This window comes from Cyanobium sp. Copco_Reservoir_LC18 (assembly GCF_009834675.1).
GTDB lineage: Bacteria > Cyanobacteriota > Cyanobacteriia > PCC-6307 > Cyanobiaceae > Cyanobium > Cyanobium minutissimum.
This window is the reverse complement of record NZ_ASAC01000012.1, coordinates 343,924-358,995: the sequence shown is the minus strand read 5'-3', so window position 1 is coordinate 358,995 and position 15,072 is coordinate 343,924. Positions and strand designations below refer to the sequence as shown.

Annotated in this window: 13 protein-coding genes; 2 read left to right on the top strand and 11 right to left on the bottom strand. The window is 70.5% G+C overall.

Annotated elements, in window-relative coordinates; all coding sequences use genetic code 11:
* Positions 1-6: 6 nt before the first annotated feature.
* Positions 7-528, top strand: a complete 522-nt coding sequence (locus tag L107_RS07100) for a hypothetical protein (RefSeq protein ID WP_159817358.1) — start codon at positions 7-9, stop codon at positions 526-528.
* A 16-nt stretch (positions 529-544) separates the two neighbouring features.
* Here L107_RS07100 and L107_RS07095 read toward each other — a convergent pair whose 3' ends face one another.
* Positions 545-1,381 (bottom strand): carbohydrate ABC transporter permease, encoded by an 837-nt coding sequence (locus L107_RS07095; RefSeq protein WP_106219807.1) that lies wholly within the window; start codon positions 1,379-1,381, stop codon positions 545-547.
* Positions 1,378-3,003 (bottom strand): 2-isopropylmalate synthase, encoded by a 1,626-nt coding sequence (locus tag L107_RS07090; protein WP_159817356.1) that lies wholly within the window; start codon positions 3,001-3,003, stop codon positions 1,378-1,380. The genes L107_RS07095 and L107_RS07090 overlap by 4 nt, the downstream gene beginning before the upstream one ends.
* 109 nt (positions 3,004-3,112) lie before the next feature.
* Between L107_RS07090 and L107_RS07085 the strand changes: the two genes are divergently transcribed.
* The gene (locus L107_RS07085; protein ID WP_159817354.1) at positions 3,113-4,678 is read left to right on the top strand and encodes a glycoside hydrolase family 57 protein; all 1,566 of its coding nucleotides are present in this window, start codon (positions 3,113-3,115) and stop codon (positions 4,676-4,678) included.
* Positions 4,679-4,684: 6 nt separating this feature from the next.
* Here L107_RS07085 and L107_RS07080 read toward each other — a convergent pair whose 3' ends face one another.
* From L107_RS07080 to L107_RS07040, 9 genes are all read right to left on the bottom strand, one after another.
* Entirely contained in the window at positions 4,685-5,434 is a 750-nt protein-coding gene (locus tag L107_RS07080; RefSeq protein ID WP_106219810.1) for an amino acid ABC transporter ATP-binding protein, read from the bottom strand.
* A gap of 50 nt (positions 5,435-5,484) precedes the next feature.
* Complete coding sequence (locus L107_RS07075) at positions 5,485-6,696, bottom strand: amino acid ABC transporter permease (protein WP_159817352.1); 1,212 nt, start codon at positions 6,694-6,696, stop codon at positions 5,485-5,487.
* A 1-nt stretch (position 6,697) separates the two neighbouring features.
* The gene (locus tag L107_RS07070; protein WP_159817350.1) at positions 6,698-7,720 is read right to left on the bottom strand and encodes an ABC transporter permease subunit; all 1,023 of its coding nucleotides are present in this window, start codon (positions 7,718-7,720) and stop codon (positions 6,698-6,700) included.
* Entirely contained in the window at positions 7,720-8,781 is a 1,062-nt protein-coding gene (locus L107_RS07065; RefSeq protein WP_159817348.1) for an amino acid ABC transporter substrate-binding protein, read from the bottom strand. Before L107_RS07065 ends, L107_RS07070 begins: the two co-directional genes overlap by 1 nt.
* A 69-nt stretch (positions 8,782-8,850) precedes the next feature.
* Entirely contained in the window at positions 8,851-9,945 is a 1,095-nt protein-coding gene (locus L107_RS07060) for an amino acid ABC transporter substrate-binding protein (RefSeq protein ID WP_236550552.1), read from the bottom strand.
* The gene (locus tag L107_RS07055) at positions 9,942-10,343 is read right to left on the bottom strand and encodes a fasciclin domain-containing protein (RefSeq protein WP_159817346.1); all 402 of its coding nucleotides are present in this window, start codon (positions 10,341-10,343) and stop codon (positions 9,942-9,944) included. Before L107_RS07055 ends, L107_RS07060 begins: the two co-directional genes overlap by 4 nt.
* 9 nt (positions 10,344-10,352) lie before the next feature.
* A complete protein-coding gene (locus tag L107_RS07050) occupies positions 10,353-11,663 on the bottom strand; it encodes a CO2 hydration protein (RefSeq protein ID WP_159817344.1) in 1,311 nt (436 codons plus the stop codon).
* The gene (locus L107_RS07045; protein ID WP_159817342.1) at positions 11,660-13,156 is read right to left on the bottom strand and encodes an NADH-quinone oxidoreductase subunit M; all 1,497 of its coding nucleotides are present in this window, start codon (positions 13,154-13,156) and stop codon (positions 11,660-11,662) included. Before L107_RS07045 ends, L107_RS07050 begins: the two co-directional genes overlap by 4 nt.
* On the bottom strand, positions 13,156-15,030 hold the full coding sequence (locus tag L107_RS07040; RefSeq protein ID WP_159817340.1) for an NAD(P)H-quinone oxidoreductase subunit F: 1,875 nt from the start codon (positions 15,028-15,030) through the stop codon (positions 13,156-13,158). Before L107_RS07040 ends, L107_RS07045 begins: the two co-directional genes overlap by 1 nt.
* Positions 15,031-15,072: the final 42 nt, after the last annotated feature.

Here is a 15,072-nt window from a genome sequence, read left to right as displayed (position 1 = left end):
GGGCGCATGGTCTCGATCACCGACCGCGAAGACGACGGATCCCGGCGTTCCCCCCCGCCCCCGGCCCCCGGTCCGCCGCCACCGGCCGCCGGCCTGCCGCCCTGGACCAACTGGCTGCAGATCGGCCTGAGCTCCATGCTGGCCGTGCTGTTCGTCGTGATCCTGGCGAAGACGCGGGAGCAGGGCCAGCAGCTGATGCGGCTGGAGCAGCGCCTGCAGGGACTGGAGAACAGCCGCGCCCTCGATCGCACCTCCGTGCTGGAGGAGCAGCAGCGGGCGATGGTGGGGCGCCTCCAGTCCCTGGAGGCCGGGGCCCAGCGGCTGGAGGCCCTCGAGCAGCAGCAGGACCAGTGGCGCTCCGCCCTGGCCGACCTGCAGGGCCGGGCGGTGCGTCGCCCCCAGCGGGATCCGGACCCCTTCCCCGCCCCACCGATGCCCTCCGCGGGCCCCGGCGGCCGCCCCGGCCAGCCCCCGGCCGACCGCGGCGACGGCGGCGTGCTCCGCCCCCCGCCGGTGGTCAGCCCCTGAGTTCCCCTGGGGCTCCTCAGCCTTTGACGGCGTCGCCGCTGGCGCTGGGGAGGATGTAGCGCTGCAGCAGCACGAACAGCAGCAGCACCGGCAGGATCGAGACCACCGAGCCGGCGGCCACCAGGCGCCAGTCGAGGGAAAAGCTGCTGGCCAGCTGCTGCAGGCCCAGGGGCAGGGTGTAGAGGGTGGGGTCGTCGAGAATGATCAGCGGCCAGAGGAAATCACTCCAGGTGCCGATGAACACGAACATCGCCAGGGTGATCAGATCGGCCCGGGCCGCCGGCAGCATGACGTTCCACCATTCGCCGATGGGGGTGCAGCCGTCGATCCGGGCCGCCTCCTCCAGCTCCACCGGCACCGCCAGGAAGCTCTGGCGCAGCAGGAAGATGCCGAAGGCCGTGGCCGCCTGGGGCACGATCAGGGCCCAGAGGGTGTTGCGCAGCCCGATCTGCACCATCAGCAGGTAAAGGGGGATCATCACCACCTGGAAGGGGATCAGGATCGTGGCCACCACCAGGGCCAGCACCAGCCCGCGGCCCCGGAAGCGCATCCGCGCCAGGGGGTAGGCCGCCAGGGAGCAGAACAGCAGGTTGGCCAGCACCGCCAGGGCGCTGACGATGGTGCTGTTGAGCAGATAGGTGCCCATGGGATTGGCGGCGAACAGGCGCCCGTAGGCCTCCAGGCTCGGCTGGCTGGGCAGCAGGGCCGGAGGGCTGGTGAAGATGTCCTCGGCCGGCCCCTTCAGGGAGGTGCTGACCAGCCAGAGCAGGGGCAGCAGCAGCAGCACGGCCACCAGCAGCAGCAGGGCGAGCTGCAGTCCGGTGGCCAGCGGGGAGCGGTTGGGGGCGTTCACAGACGCGGCAGTTCCGCCACCGGAAGGGGGGTCTTCTGGGGGTGGAGCGGGGCGCGCTGGCTGCCGGAGACCAGCCGGTTGAGGGCGTTCACGAAGGCATGGGCCGCCGCCACGACGATGTCGGTGTCGGCCGCATGGCCCGAATAGAGCACCCCCTGATGGCGCAGGCGGATGGTCACCTCGCCCATGGCGTCGATGCCTTCGGTGACGGACTTGATGCTGAACTCCACCAGCTCGTTCGGCACCTGGGCCAGGTGGTTGAGGGCCTGGCAGACCGCATCCACCGGTCCGGTGCCGATCGCCGCCTCGGTCAGGTCGATGCCGTCCCCGTCCCGCAGGGTGACGGTGGCGGTGGGCTGCAGGTTGGTGCCGCAGCTCACCTGCACCGACTGCAGGACATAGCGGGGCTGGTCCTGCTGCTGCACCTGCTCGCTGACGATCGCCTCCAGATCCCGGTCGGTGATCTCCCGCTTGCGGTCGGCCAGCTCCTTGAAGCGGGCGAAGGCGTCGTCGAGGTCGGTGCGCTCCAGGGTGTAACCGAGCTCCTCCAGCCGCGCCCGGAAGGCGCTGCGGCCGGAGAGCTTGCCGAGGGAGAGGCGGTTGTCGGCCAGGCCGACGGTGCGGGCGTCGATGATCTCGTAGGTGAGCCGGTTCTTGAGCACCCCGTCCTGGTGGATGCCGGACTCATGGGCGAAGGCGTTGGCGCCCACGATCGCCTTGTTGGGCTGCACCGCCATGCCGGTGAGGTTGGAGACCAGCCGGGAGGTCTTGGTGATCTCCTCGGTGCGCACGTTGGTGAGGGGGTCGCGCTGCTCGGCCGGCCGGCCCAGGAAGGGGTTGAAGTAGCTGCGGCGCACGTGCAGCGCCATCACCAGCTCCTCGAGGGAGGCGTTGCCGGCCCGTTCACCGATGCCGTTGATGGTGCACTCCAGCTGGCGGGCGCCGTTCTTGACGGCTTCGAGGAAGTTGGCGACGGCCAGGCCGAGATCGTTGTGCCCATGCACCGAGATCACCGCCCGGTCGATGTTGGGCACCGAACGGTTGATGCCGGCGATGATGGCGCCGAATTCGGCCGGGGTGGTGTAGCCCACCGTGTCGGGAATGTTGATGGTGGTGGCGCCGGCGGTGATCGCCGCCTCGATCACCTGATGCATGAACTCCGGGTCGCTGCGGCCGGCGTCCTCGCAGGAGAACTCCACGTCATCGACCAGGGAGCGGGCGTAGGCCACCATCTCGGCGGTGATGGCGAGCACCTCGGCGCGGGTCTTGCGGAGCTTGTGCTCCAGATGGATGTCGCTGGTGGCGATGAAGGTGTGGATGCGCCGGCGGGCGGCGGGGGCCACGGCCTCGGCGCAGGCCTTGATGTCGCCGCTGGCGGCCCGGGCCAGGCCGCAGATCACGGGCCCGTCCGGGGTGCCCACGCTGGCGGCGATGCGCTGGACCGCGTGGAAATCGCCGCTGCTGGCGAAGGGGAAGCCGGCCTCGATGATGTCGACCCCCAGGCGGGCCAGCTGCTGGGCGATCGCGAGCTTCTCCTCCAGGTTGAGGCTGGCGCCGGGGGACTGCTCCCCGTCGCGGAGGGTGGTATCGAAGATCAATACCCGGCCGGGATCGCGGGCCATGGGGTTAGGCGGAACAGCTATGAGTTAGGACCACTCTAGGGGCCGGCCGTCCTGGCTCCGGGGGCGGACCGGGAGCGGAACGTACAGTGGCGCCACAGAGGGTTTCCCCATGGCCGCAGGCGATCTGGCCCTGGTGTTGCATGCCCACCTCCCCTACGTGCGCTCCGGTGAGCCCGGTTCGCTGGAGGAGGACTGGTACTTCCAGGCCCTCCAGGAATGCTATCTGCCCCTGCTGGAGGTGCTGGAGCAGGCGGCCGCCGACCCCCAGCAGCGGCCCCGGCTCACCCTCGGCCTCTCGCCCACCCTCCTGTCGCTGCTGAGTGACCGGGGCCTCAACGGCCGCTTCCCGGCCTGGCTGGCCCTGCGCCGCACCCTGCTCGACGGGGCCGTTCCCGAGCTGGAGGACCCGGCCCGCGACCTGCAGCACACCCTCACGGCCATCGAGGCCCAGTGGCGGGAGATGGGGGGGGATCTCCTGCCCCGCTTCCGGCGGCTGCAGGAGCAGGGGGTCCTGGATCTGATCACCTGCGGCGCCACCCACGGTTACCTGCCCCTGCTGCGGGATTCGCCGGAGGCGGTGCGGGCCCAGCTGCTCACCGCGGTGCGGGAACACCAGCGGCTGCTGGGGGTGCGGCCCCTGGGCATCTGGCTGCCCGAGTGCGCCTACTACGAGGACCTCGACCGGCTCCTGGCCGAGTGCGGCCTGCGCTATTCCCTGCTCGACGGCCACGGCCTGCTCCATGGCCTGCCCCGTCCGCGCTACGGGGTCTACGCCCCGATCTGCTCCCCGGCGGGGGTGGCCTTCTTCGCCCGCGACAGTGAATCCACCCTGCCGGTGTGGAGCGCCAGCCAGGGCTACCCCGGTGACGGCGCCTACCGGGAGTTCCACCGCGACCTGGGCTGGGACCTGCCGGAAGCGGATCTGGAGGCCCAGGGCATCCACGACCGCCGCCCCCTCGGGCTCAAGCTGCACCGGGTCACCGCCCAGGGCTGCCCCCTCGAACTGAAGCAGCCCTACGACCCGGCGCGGGCGGCGGAGCGGCTGAAGGAACATGCCGAAGCCTTCCTGCGGGGGCGCGCCGCCCAGATGGGGCAGCTGGCGGCGACGATCGAGCCGCCCCCCCTGCTGGTGGCCCCCTTCGATGCGGAGCTGTTCGGCCACTGGTGGTTCGAGGGGCCCCGGTTCCTGGCCGAGCTGTTCCGCCAGGGCCCGGCCCTGGACGTGCGCTTCACCCACCTGCGCGATGTGCTCAGCGAGGGGCGGTCCCTTCAGGTCTGCCGGCCGGCCCCCTCCAGCTGGGGCCAGGGGGGCTACCACGACTACTGGCTGAACGACACCAACGCCTGGGTGGTGGCGGAGTGGCAGCGCGCCTCCCGCGCCATGGTGCAGCGGGTGAACCGGGGCGTGGGCAGCACCGCCCAGCGCGCCCTGCTCACCCAGGCGGGCCGCGAACTGCTGCTGGCCCAGAGCTCCGACTGGAGCTTCATCCTGCGGGCCGGAACCACCACCGGCCTGGCGCGGGAGCGGATCCGCCGCCACCTCGACCGTTTCTGGCGGCTGATCGATGCCCTCGAACACGGCACCGACCTGCCCCGGGAGTGGCTGGTGGGGGTGGAGCGGGAGGACGGGCTGTTCCCCCAGCTCAACGCCGCCGACTGGGCGAGCCGGGGCTAGGGGCCTTCAGAGGATCTGATCCAGGAAGCGGCGGGTGCGCTCGTGGCTGGGGTTGGTGAAGAACACCTCCGGTTCGGCCTCCTCCACCACCTCGCCGTCCGCCATGAGCACCACCCGGTGGGCCACGTGGCGGGCGAACTTCACCTCGTGGGTCACCACCACCATGGTGATGTCGTCGGCGGCGAGATCCTGCATCACCTCCAGCACTTCCCGCACCATCTCGGGGTCGAGGGCGCTGGTGGGTTCATCGAACAGGAGGATGCGGGGTTCCATGCACAGGGCCCGGGCGATCGCCACCCGCTGCTGCTGGCCCCCCGAGAGCTGGCCGGGGTACTTGCCGGCCTGTTCGGCGATACCCACCCGCTCCAGCAGGGCCCGGGCCTGCCGTTCCACCTCCGCCTTCGGCCTTTTCCGCACCAGCACCGGCGCCAGCGTCAGGTTGTCGAGCACCGACAGATGGGGAAACAGGTTGAACTGCTGGAACACCATGCCCACCTCCCGGCGGATGGCGTCGATGTTGCGCAGGTCGTTCGAGAGGACGATGCCGTCGACGGTGATGCTGCCCTTCTGGAAGTCCTCCAGGGCATTGAAGGTGCGGATGAAGGTGCTCTTGCCCGATCCCGAGGGGCCCATGATCACCACCACCTCGCCGCGCCGCACCGTCAGGCTGGCGCCGCGCAACGCCTGGAAGCCGTTGGGGTACCACTTCTCGACGGCCCGCGCCTCGATCATCAGTTCGCTGCTGGGTTGGCTCATGGGGCGGGACGCGGGATCGGAGCGGGGAAGGAGGGAACGGGGAACGCAGCTCAGGTGGCGCTGGGCACCGCGTGGGGATCGAGGCGGCGCTCCAGGGCCCGGCTGCCCAGACCGAGGGCGGCACAGCAGCCCCAGAACAGCACCGCCAGGGTGAGGTACACCTCACCGTTTCTCCCCAGGAAAGCGGGGTTGGCCATCACGGTGCGGGCCGTGCCGAGCAGTTCCAGCAATCCGATCAGCGACAGCAGGGTGGTGTCCTGCAGCAGCGAGATGAACTGGCCCACCATGGCCGGCAGGGCCACCCGCAGGGCCTGGGGCAGCACCACGTGCTGCAGGGCCTTGGGATAGGAGAGGCCGAGGGAACGGGCGGCCTCCAGCTGGCCCCTCGGCACCGCCGCCAGGCCGGAGCGCACCGCCTCCGCCAGGTAGGCGGCGGCGAAGAAGGTGAGCACCCAGGCCGCCCGCCAGACCCGCTCCGGGGCCAGGCCACCGGGCAGCAGGAAACCGAGGATGTTCTGGCCGAGGAACAGCAGGGTGATCAGCGGCGCGCCGCGGATGAACTCGATGTAGACCACCGAGCCCCAGCGCAGCAGGGGCAGCTCGCTGCGGCGACCGAGGGCCAGCAGCACCCCGATCGGGAAGCACAGCAGGATGGCGAAGCTCGAGGCCAGCAGGGTGAGCAGCAGGCCGCCCCATTCCGACGGCGGCACGGCCACCAGCCCCAGGCCGCCGTTGATCAGCACCATGCCCCCCAGGTAGAGCAGGGGCCACACCAGGGCGGCCAGCCGCCGGCCGGTGGGTGACAGCCGGGTGCCGTAGCGGCCGGCCAGCCAGCGGCAGAGGCCCAGCAGCAGGATCAGTCCCCACCAGCGGGCCTGGATGGCCAGGGTCAGGCCGAGGGCCGAGGGCACGGCCAGGGCGATCAGGGCGAGCAGCCCCAGGGCCAGCCGGTCGTTGTTCGGCCACAGCACCCCGGTGCGGTCCGGGCGGGGGTGGGCGCGCAGCAGGCCCCAGGTGGCGCCGCTGGCCGCCACCAGCAGGGCGGTGAGCAGCCAGAGGCGCCACTGCTGCTCGATCGGGTAGCGGCCCACGGCGAACAGGGTGCTGTTCACCCTCACCACCGCCCACTGGGCCTGGGTGAGGGCCCAGCGTAGGAAGCCGAAGGCCCCCAGGCTGAGCAGGGTGATCAGGGCCACGCTCAGCGCCGCGTCGGCGGGGGTGGCGAACAGTTCGGCGCGCAGGCGGCGCAGCAGGGCGTTCATCTCAGCGCTCCCGGATCTGGACCAGGTGGTTGAGACCGTTCATCAGGGCCGAGATCAGCAGATCGAGGGTGAGGTAGGCCGCCAGCAGCACCAGGATCACCTCCACGGCCCGCCCGGTCTGGTTGAGGGTGGTTTCGGCGACGGAATAGAGGTCGGTGTAGCCCACCGCCACCGCCAGGGAGGAGTTCTTGGCCAGGGAGATGTACTGGGTGTTGAGCCCCGGCACGATCACCCGCAGGGACTGGGGCAGGACGATGCGGCGCAGGGTGGCGAACCAGCTCAGCCCCAGGGAGGAGGCCGCCTCCCACTGGCCCTTCGGCACGGCGGCGATGCCGCCCCGCACCACCTCGGCGATGAAGGCGCCGGAGTACACGATCAGGCCGGTGATCAGGGCACCGAACTCGACGCTGAGCCGCACCGGGGCCTGCCAGACCCCGTTCACCAGCATCGGACCCATCCAGCGCAACCCCTCGCCGAACCCGGCGATGTAGAGGCCCGATTTGGCCAGCACCACCCCGGGCAGCTGGATCGCCGCCACGCCGTTGGGCAGGGTGAGGAACACCACGAAGTACCAGAACACCAGCTGCAGCAGCAGGGGGATGTTGCGCACCACCTCCACGTAGACCCGCGCCAGCCGCCGCAGCAGGCCGTTGTGGCTGAAGGAGGCCATCCCCACCAGGGTGCCCAGCAGGGTGGCGCCCACCAGACCCACCAGCACCGCCCGGATCGTGTTGACCAGCCCGGCCGCCAGGGCGCGCCAGTAGGGCAGCTGGGCGTTGAACGGAAGCACCGATTCGGAGATGTCGAAGCCGGCGGGCTGCTGCAGCCAGCGCCAGCTCAGCAGCAGGCCGGCGGCGGTGAGGTTGCGCACCAGATTGCCCAGCAGGAAGGCGATCAGCAGCAGCACCAGCAGACCCACCACGGCCTGCACCAGCCAGGGCACGATGCGGCGGTCGCGCCACCAGGGTGGCGACGGCGGTGCGGGCGGGGCAGGGGCCGGGTCGGCGGGGGGCACCGGCGCCATCAACGGAACGGCGGTGAGTAGATCAGGCCGCCGTCCTTCCACTGGCGGTTGAGGCCGCGGTCGAGCTTGAGGGCGGAGGCGGGCCCCACATTGCGATCGAAGATCTCGCCGTAGTTGCCGACGGCCTTCACCGCCTTGACCACGAAGTCGGGCGGCAGGCCCAGCTGCTTGCCGAAGTCACCCTCCACCCCCAGGAAGCGGCGCAGGTCGGCCAGGTTGGTGTTGGCCTTGGCCTCGGCCAGCTTGGCGTCGATGTTGGCCTGGGTGATGCCGCTCTCCTCGGCCTGCATCAGCCCGTAGACGATCCAGCGCACCGCATCGGCCCAGGCGGGATCGCCGTTGGTGGTGGCGGGGGTGAGGGGCTCCTTGCTCATCACCACCGGCAGCAGGGTGTGGTCGTCGGGCTTGGGGAAGCTGGTGCGCTTGCCCGCCAGCTGGGAGCGGTCGCTGGTGACGGCCACGCAGCGGTCGCCCAGGTAGGCGGCGAAGGTCTGGTCGCTGGTCTGGAACTTGAGCGGCGTGTAGGGGATGTTCTGCTCCCGCATCCGGTCGGCCAGGTTGAGCTCGGTGGTGGTGCCGCTCTCGACGCAGATCGGCTTGCCGGCCAGGCCCTTGAGGTCCTTGATGCCGCTGGCCACCGGCACCAGCACCCCCTGGCCGTCATAGAAGGTGGTGGGGGCGAAGCTGAGCCCGTTGCCGCCGGCCGCATCGCGGCTCAGGGTCATGGTGGTGTTGCGCGAGAGCAGGTCCACCTCGCCGCTGGCCAGGGCGGCGAAGCGCTCGCTGGAGTTCAGGTCGCGGTATTCCACCTTCTCGGGGTCCCCCAGCACCGCGGCGGCCACCGCCTTGCAGACGTCCACGTCGAGGCCCAGGTACTTGCCGTCGGGGCCCACGAAGCTGAAGCCGGGCAGCTTGCCCTCCACGCCGCAGATCAGCTTGCCCCGCCCCGTGATCGTGGAGAGCTTCTGGCTCTGCACGCCGCCACCATCCCCGGCGCAACCGGCCAGCAGGCCGGCGGCACAGAGGGAAACCACCAGGGAGCGGGTCCGGTTCCGGAACATGCCTGCGTCTTAAAGGTGGCCGCATTGTTGCAGGTGCGGGCCGGTGCAGGTAGGCCCTGTGGAACCTCCTCAGCGGAAGGGGGGTGCGATGTGCAGACCGCCGGCGCTCCAGAGCCGGTTGAGGCCCCGCTCCAGCCCCAGGGGGGTGGCGCGGCCCAGGTGGCGCTCGAAGAGCTCGCCGTAGTTCCCCACCGCCTTCACCACCCGCACCGTGAAGTCGGCGGGCAGGCCCAGCTGGCGGCCGAAATCCCCCTCCACCCCCAGAAAGCGGCGTGCCTCGGCCTGGCTGGGGTCGCGCCGGGCCGCGGCGAGGCGGGCCGCGACGTTGGCCTGGGTGAGGCCGCTCTCCTCCGCCTGGACCAGGGTGTGGCTGATCCAGCGCACCGCATCGGCCCAGGCCGGATCGGCCTGGATCGTCACCTTGGCGCTGGGCTCCTTGCTGAGCAGCTCGGGGAGCAGCACGTGGGCGGCCGGCTGCTTGAAGCCGCTGCGCTTGGCCGCCAGCAGGGAGCTGTCGCTGGTGATGGCGGCGCAGCGACCCTGCTCGTAGGCCGGGTAGGCCTGCTCACCCGACTGGAAGCGCAGCGGCTGGTAGGCGACCCCCAGCTCCCGCATGCGATCGGCCAGGTTGAGCTCGGTGTTGGTGCCGCTCTCGACGCAGATCGGCTTGCCCGCCAGCTGCCGCAGGCTGCGCACGCCGCTGGCCGCCGGCACCATCACCCCCTGGCCGTCATAGAAGAACACGGGGCCGAAGCTGAGGGCGTTGCCGCCGGGCGCGTCGCGGCTGAGGGTGTGGGTGGAGCTGATCGAGAGCAGGTCGACTTCGCCGCTGTTCAGGGCCACGAAGCGCTCCCCCGCCGTCACCGGCCGGAACTCCACCTTGCTGGGATCCCCGAGCACGGCGGCGGCCACGGCCCGGCAGAAATCGGCATCGATGCCCACGAAGGTGCCGCCGGGGCCCACGGTGCTGAAGCCCGGCACCGCCCCATCCACGGCGCAGACCAGCCGTCCCCGCTCGCGGATCTTCGCCATCGTGGGGCTGCCGGGGGCCTCGTTGCCGGCGGCGCAGCCCACCAGGGCGGCGACCAGGCCGCCAAGGACCCCCGGCAGCAGGGCCAGCGGGCCGATGGCCCGCCCTCGGGCTCCGGGCGCCACCCCGCTCATCCGGGCAGGATCACCCGGTCGATGACGTGCACGATGCCGTTGTCGCAGACGATGTCGGCGGAGACGACGGTGGCGTTCTTGACCTCGAAGGGGTCCGCCCGGCGGATCGCCACCGGGGCCCCCTCCAGGCTCTCCCATTCCGGCCGCTCCACCAGCTGCTCCCGCCGGTAGGCGCCGGCGAGCACATGGAACTTGAGGATCCGGGCCAGCTGGGGCACGTTTTCCACCAGGGTCTGGACCGTGCCGGGGGGCAGGGCGGCGAAGGCGTCGTCGACGGGGGCGAAGACGGTGAAGGGGCCGGGGCTTTCCAGGGCGCCCGTGAGACCGGCCACCTCGACGGCGGTGAGCAGGGTGGCGAAGCAGCCGGCCCCCTTGGCGGTTTCGATGATGTTGGCCATGGGGATCTCCTAGCGGTAGTCCTGGGTCTGGATCTGGGGCAGGCGCGCCTCGGGCCGCAGGAAGCGGTCCATCTGGGCCTCGAAGAAGCGCCGGTTGGCCATCAGGTGCTCGGGGTCGGTGTCATCGAGGGGATAGAGCAGGGCGCAGCGCAGGGCCTGGATCACCGCCGAGGTGACGTTGTACATGGAGCGCTGGAAGGTGATCCCCAGCTGGTTGAGGATGTCCCCCTCGCCGCGCTTGTGCTTCGCATAGAGCTCGGTGAGGTAGGGCGGCAGGAAGTGGAGCATGTCCTGCATCAGCAGGGTGGGTGGGATCCCCGCCGAGCCCACCGGGAACACATCGGCGTAGAGGATGCCGTAGTGGAAGTCCTCCTGCTTGTCGGGCACCTGGCCGGCCTGGGCGTTGTAGCTCTTGGTGCCCCGGAAGGGGGCGGTCCGGTAGAAGACAGCCTCCACATAGGGAAGGGCCGCTTCATAGAGCCAGGTGAAGCCTTCCGATTTGGGGATGATCTCGAAGCATTCCCCGCCGATGAACACGTGGTGGTAGATGGGCCGGCCGGCCACGGCGAAGATGCCGTTCACCAGGAAGTTCATGGCGTCGGGCACGCCCTTGAAGCCGCCTTCGTCGTAGATGTCGCTCATCTCGAAGAACACCGGCGCCATCACCTCCCAGAACAGGCCGAGGTTGGCGTAGTAGCTCATCTTGCGCACCTGCTCCAGGAACATCTCCGGGAACAGGGCGTAGAGCCCCAGCATCAGGGGGTTGCCCCGGAAATAGGCCTTGATCGCCCGGTCGGCATTGGCCTTGTAGGCGTCGCATTCCAGGTAGTCGTAGAAGCGGCCGCCCATGCCCTGGTGCCAGAACATGGCATCCATGCAGGCCTCGGCGAACTCCATGTTGATCCGGTCGTGCCAGAGGTGATGGAGCAGCTTCGGCATGTTGGTGGTTTCCCCCTTGGCCATGAACTCCAGCAGTTCCGGGTGGGCCTTCTCGCCGCCGCGCCAGATGCGCAGCTTCGACTGGTCACCGGCGTAGGAATTGGGCAGATCCAGGTACTCCTGGGAGGGGAAGTACTTGAAGGCCGGCAGGGGATCGAGGAACACCTGCTCGGCGATGTACAGCAGATCGCGCCAGTAGAAGTCCATCGGCACGGCGTAGGCCTTGTAGATGCCGATGATCTGCATCAGGTTCTCCGGCGTGTCCGGCAGCATCGAGCCGCCGGCCTCGAGCCGGTGGATCACCTCCGCGTAGCGGTGGGTGGAGGGGGGAATCAGGGGCTGCCGCACGGTGTCCGTTGCGGTGGCGGTGGGGGGCGTCATGAGGGCAGCTGGCGAGGGGACGCGGAGGGGGCGATGGCCACGAGGGCGGTGAAGGGTTCACGGCGCAGGGCCAGGGCCGTGGTGGTGGATTCGCTCCAGCCCACCAGCAGGCCCGGCCAGAGGCCCCCCACCACCACCAGGACGGCGAGCAGGACGGCGGGGAAGCGTTCGCTCCAGACCGTGGTGGGGTAGTCGACGCGGTCGTTGTCGAGGCGGCCGAAGCCGACCCTGTTGAACAGCCGCACGGCGTAGACGGCGGTGAACCCCGACGCGATCAGGCACAGCAGGGTGGGCACCGGGAAGGGGGTCCAGCTGGCCTCGAACATCAGGAACTCCGGCACGAAGCCCGCCAGGCCGGGGATGCCGGCGCTGGCCATCAGGGCCAGCAGGAACAGGCCCAGGGTGAAGGGGAGGCCCCGGTAGGGGTTGAGCAGGCCGGCCAGGTCGGGGATCTGGATCGAGCCGGTCTTGGCCTCGATCAGACCCACCAGGTGGAACAGCAGGGCGGAGATCAGGCCATGGGCCAGCAGCTGGGCCACCACCCCCTGGAGGCTGAGGGGGGTGGCGGCGGCCAGGGCCACCACCAGCAGGCCCATGTGGCCGAGGGAGCCGTAGGCCACCAGACGGCGAATGTCGCTCTGGGCGAGGGCATTGAGGGCGCCATAGGCGGCGGTGAGGGCGCCCACCCCGGCGATCCACGGAGACCAGAGGATCCACTCGTCAGGGAGGAAGCCGATGGCGAAGCGCAGCAGGCCGTAGCCCCCCAGGATCGAGACCCCGCCGCTCAGCAGCATCGCCACCGGGCTCGAGGCCTGGCCGTAGGCCAGCGGCTGCCAGCCGTGCAGGGGCACCACCGGCAGCTTGAGGCCGAAGGACAGCACCAGCAGGGCGAAGATCCAGTGGCTGCTGCCCGGAGGCAGCTGCATGGCGGCCAGGTCGGCGAAGGCGAAGCTGAAGCCATCGCCGTTCAGCCAGCCCAGGGCCAGCACGCCCCCCAGCAGGGACAGGCCCGACACGGCGCCGTACATGACGTACTGGATGGCGGCCTGGGCGCGGCGCGGCCCACCCCAGACGGCCAGCAGCAGGGTGGTGGGGATCAGGACCAGTTCGTAGGCCAGCAGGAACAGCAGCGCATTGCGGGCCAGCACCGCTCCGGTGAGACCCAGATCGGTGGCCAGCAGCAGGCTGAGGAACAGCCGCGGTCGGGCCTGGTCGGCGGGGGTGGCCAGCACCGTGACCAGGACGATCAGGGCGATCAGGACCGCCAGCGGGGCCGACAGGCCATCGAGCCCGAGGTCGAAGGACAGGCCGATCCGGGGCAGCCACGCCTGGTGAAGCTCGCTGGGCCCCTGGCCCAGCTGGGTGAGGCCGATCACGAACTGGACCAGCACCGTCGCCAGGCTCACCCGGCGCAGCAGGCCCTGGTGTTCCGGCAGCAGGGGCAGGAGCACGGCCCCCAGGGCCGGCAGGAGGAGAAGCAGAAGCGGGGCCATCAGCGGAGCAGGGAGGGGGGCACGATGGTGAGAAGCCAGGCGGCCATCAGCACGACGCCGATCAGCAGGGTGAGGGCGTAGGTCTGGGTGCGACCCGAGGTGGTGAAGCTGAGGCGGCGGGCGCTCTGCAGCGCCGCCTCACCGGTGGCGCCGGTGAAGCCATCCACCACCTGGCGGTCGGTCCAGGCGCTCAGGCGTGACATGCCCACCACCAGGGCCACCACGGTGCGGTGGTAGAAGCTCTCGGTGTTCATGTCGTGGGCGAGCCAGTGCTGCAGGCCGCCGAGGCCGGCGGGCAGCTGGGCCAGGGGGTGGGGCCGCAGGTAGAACACGGCCGACAACCCGCCGCCCACCAGGGTGGAGAGCAGCAGCGGCACCGCCTGGGGGCCCCAGCCCAGCAGGGGCGTGGCTGCGAACACCCCGAAGCGGCCCAGCAGGATCGGCAGGTGCAGCACCACCCCCATCAGCACCAGGGTGGGCAGCACCATCAGCCACAGCACCTCGGCGGAGCGGATGGTGAACACGCTGGGGCGTCCCCCCCAGATCAGGCCGAACACCCGCACCAGGCCGGCGGCGATGAGGGCGTTGGTGATGAGCACGAAGCCCCCCAGCAGGGCCGGCAGGGAGCTGGAGGTGCACAGCTCCAGCAGCTCGCGGATGGCGGCGAAGCCACCGAAGGGGGGCAGGGCCATCAGGCCACCGGCTCCGGTGAGGAAGGCCAGCCCCACCAGGGGCCGGCGGCTCCAAAGGCCGCCGAGCTGGGTGAGGTCCTGGGTGACGTTGCTGACGATCACCGTACCCACCGCCATCAGCACCAGCGCCATCGGCAGCGGATAGACCAGCAGCAGGTGGCCGGCCACCTCGGTGCCGCCCAGACCCACCGCCAGGAACAGCAGACCCATCCAGCTGCTGGCCAGGAAGGAGAGGGCCCGCTTGATGTCGATCTGGGCCAGGGCGATCAGGGCCCCCACCAAGGCGGTGGTGCCGCCCACCACCACCAGCACGGTGGTCACCAGGGGGCTGAGGGCGAGCATGGGCTGCAGGCGCAGCAGCACCCAGGCGCCGCCCGCCACCACCACCGAGTTGCGCAGCACCGTGGAGGGAAGCGGCCCCTCCATCGCCTCGTCGAGCCAGAGGTGCAGGGGGATCTGGGCGCATTTGCCCATCGGTCCGGCCACCAGGGCCAGCAGGATCAGCTCCTGGCCCAGGGGCAGGCTCCCGGGGGTCTGGGCGGCCGCCCAGTTGGCCAGGGCTCCGAAGTTCCAGGTGCCGGTGACCGGCAGGATCGCCACCAGACCGGCCAGCAGGATGAGGTCACCGATGCGCTTGGTGAGGAAGGCATCCCGTGCCCCTTTCACCACCAGCGACTGGTTGTACCAGGTGCCGACAATCAGATAGGTGCCGAGCGTGAGCAGCTCGAGAATCACATAGCTGAAGAACAGCGAATCGGTGAGCAGCAGGGCACACAGACCGGCCTCGAAGAAACTGAGCGAGCCGAAGAAGCGCGGCCAGCCCCAGTCCATTTCGAGATAGCCGATGGCGAAGATCTGCGCCAGTACATGCACACCGGTGACGAACAGGGTGGCGATCAGGGCCGGCTGGGTGATCGAGCCGTCGAAGCCGATCGACAGGCCGGCGGTGTTCAGCCAGGTCCAGCCGAAGTGCAGCGGCAGGGCGGCCGGGTGGGCATTGGCGGCCAGCAGGGCCAGCAGGCTGTGGGCGAAGGCCAGGGTGACCATCGTCAGGTTGAGGTAGCCGCAGGGGCGTGGTCCCGTCTTCCAGATGAAACCGGGCGACCAGGCCAGGGACGCCAGGGCCGCCACCAGGGGGTAGAGGGGGACCAGCCAGGCCGTCTGGGCGAAGAACAGGGTCATGGCGGGAGAACGGTCGGGACCGGAGATGGCCCTCGTGGTGGC

Coding starts and splice junctions, on each gene's coding strand:
- L107_RS07100 (WP_159817358.1), top strand. CDS start 7: ATGGTCTCGATCACCGACCGCGAAGACGACGGATCCCGGCGTTCCCCC.
- L107_RS07090 (WP_159817356.1), bottom strand. CDS start 3,003: ATGGCCCGCGATCCCGGCCGGGTATTGATCTTCGATACCACCCTCCGC.
- L107_RS07085 (WP_159817354.1), top strand. CDS start 3,113: ATGGCCGCAGGCGATCTGGCCCTGGTGTTGCATGCCCACCTCCCCTAC.
- L107_RS07080 (WP_106219810.1), bottom strand. CDS start 5,434: ATGAGCCAACCCAGCAGCGAACTGATGATCGAGGCGCGGGCCGTCGAG.
- L107_RS07075 (WP_159817352.1), bottom strand. CDS start 6,696: ATGAACGCCCTGCTGCGCCGCCTGCGCGCCGAACTGTTCGCCACCCCC.
- L107_RS07070 (WP_159817350.1), bottom strand. CDS start 7,720: ATGGCGCCGGTGCCCCCCGCCGACCCGGCCCCTGCCCCGCCCGCACCG.
- L107_RS07065 (WP_159817348.1), bottom strand. CDS start 8,781: ATGTTCCGGAACCGGACCCGCTCCCTGGTGGTTTCCCTCTGTGCCGCC.
- L107_RS07060 (WP_236550552.1), bottom strand. CDS start 9,945: ATGAGCGGGGTGGCGCCCGGAGCCCGAGGGCGGGCCATCGGCCCGCTG.
- L107_RS07055 (WP_159817346.1), bottom strand. CDS start 10,343: ATGGCCAACATCATCGAAACCGCCAAGGGGGCCGGCTGCTTCGCCACC.
- L107_RS07050 (WP_159817344.1), bottom strand. CDS start 11,663: ATGACGCCCCCCACCGCCACCGCAACGGACACCGTGCGGCAGCCCCTG.
- L107_RS07045 (WP_159817342.1), bottom strand. CDS start 13,156: ATGGCCCCGCTTCTGCTTCTCCTCCTGCCGGCCCTGGGGGCCGTGCTC.
- L107_RS07040 (WP_159817340.1), bottom strand. CDS start 15,030: ATGACCCTGTTCTTCGCCCAGACGGCCTGGCTGGTCCCCCTCTACCCC.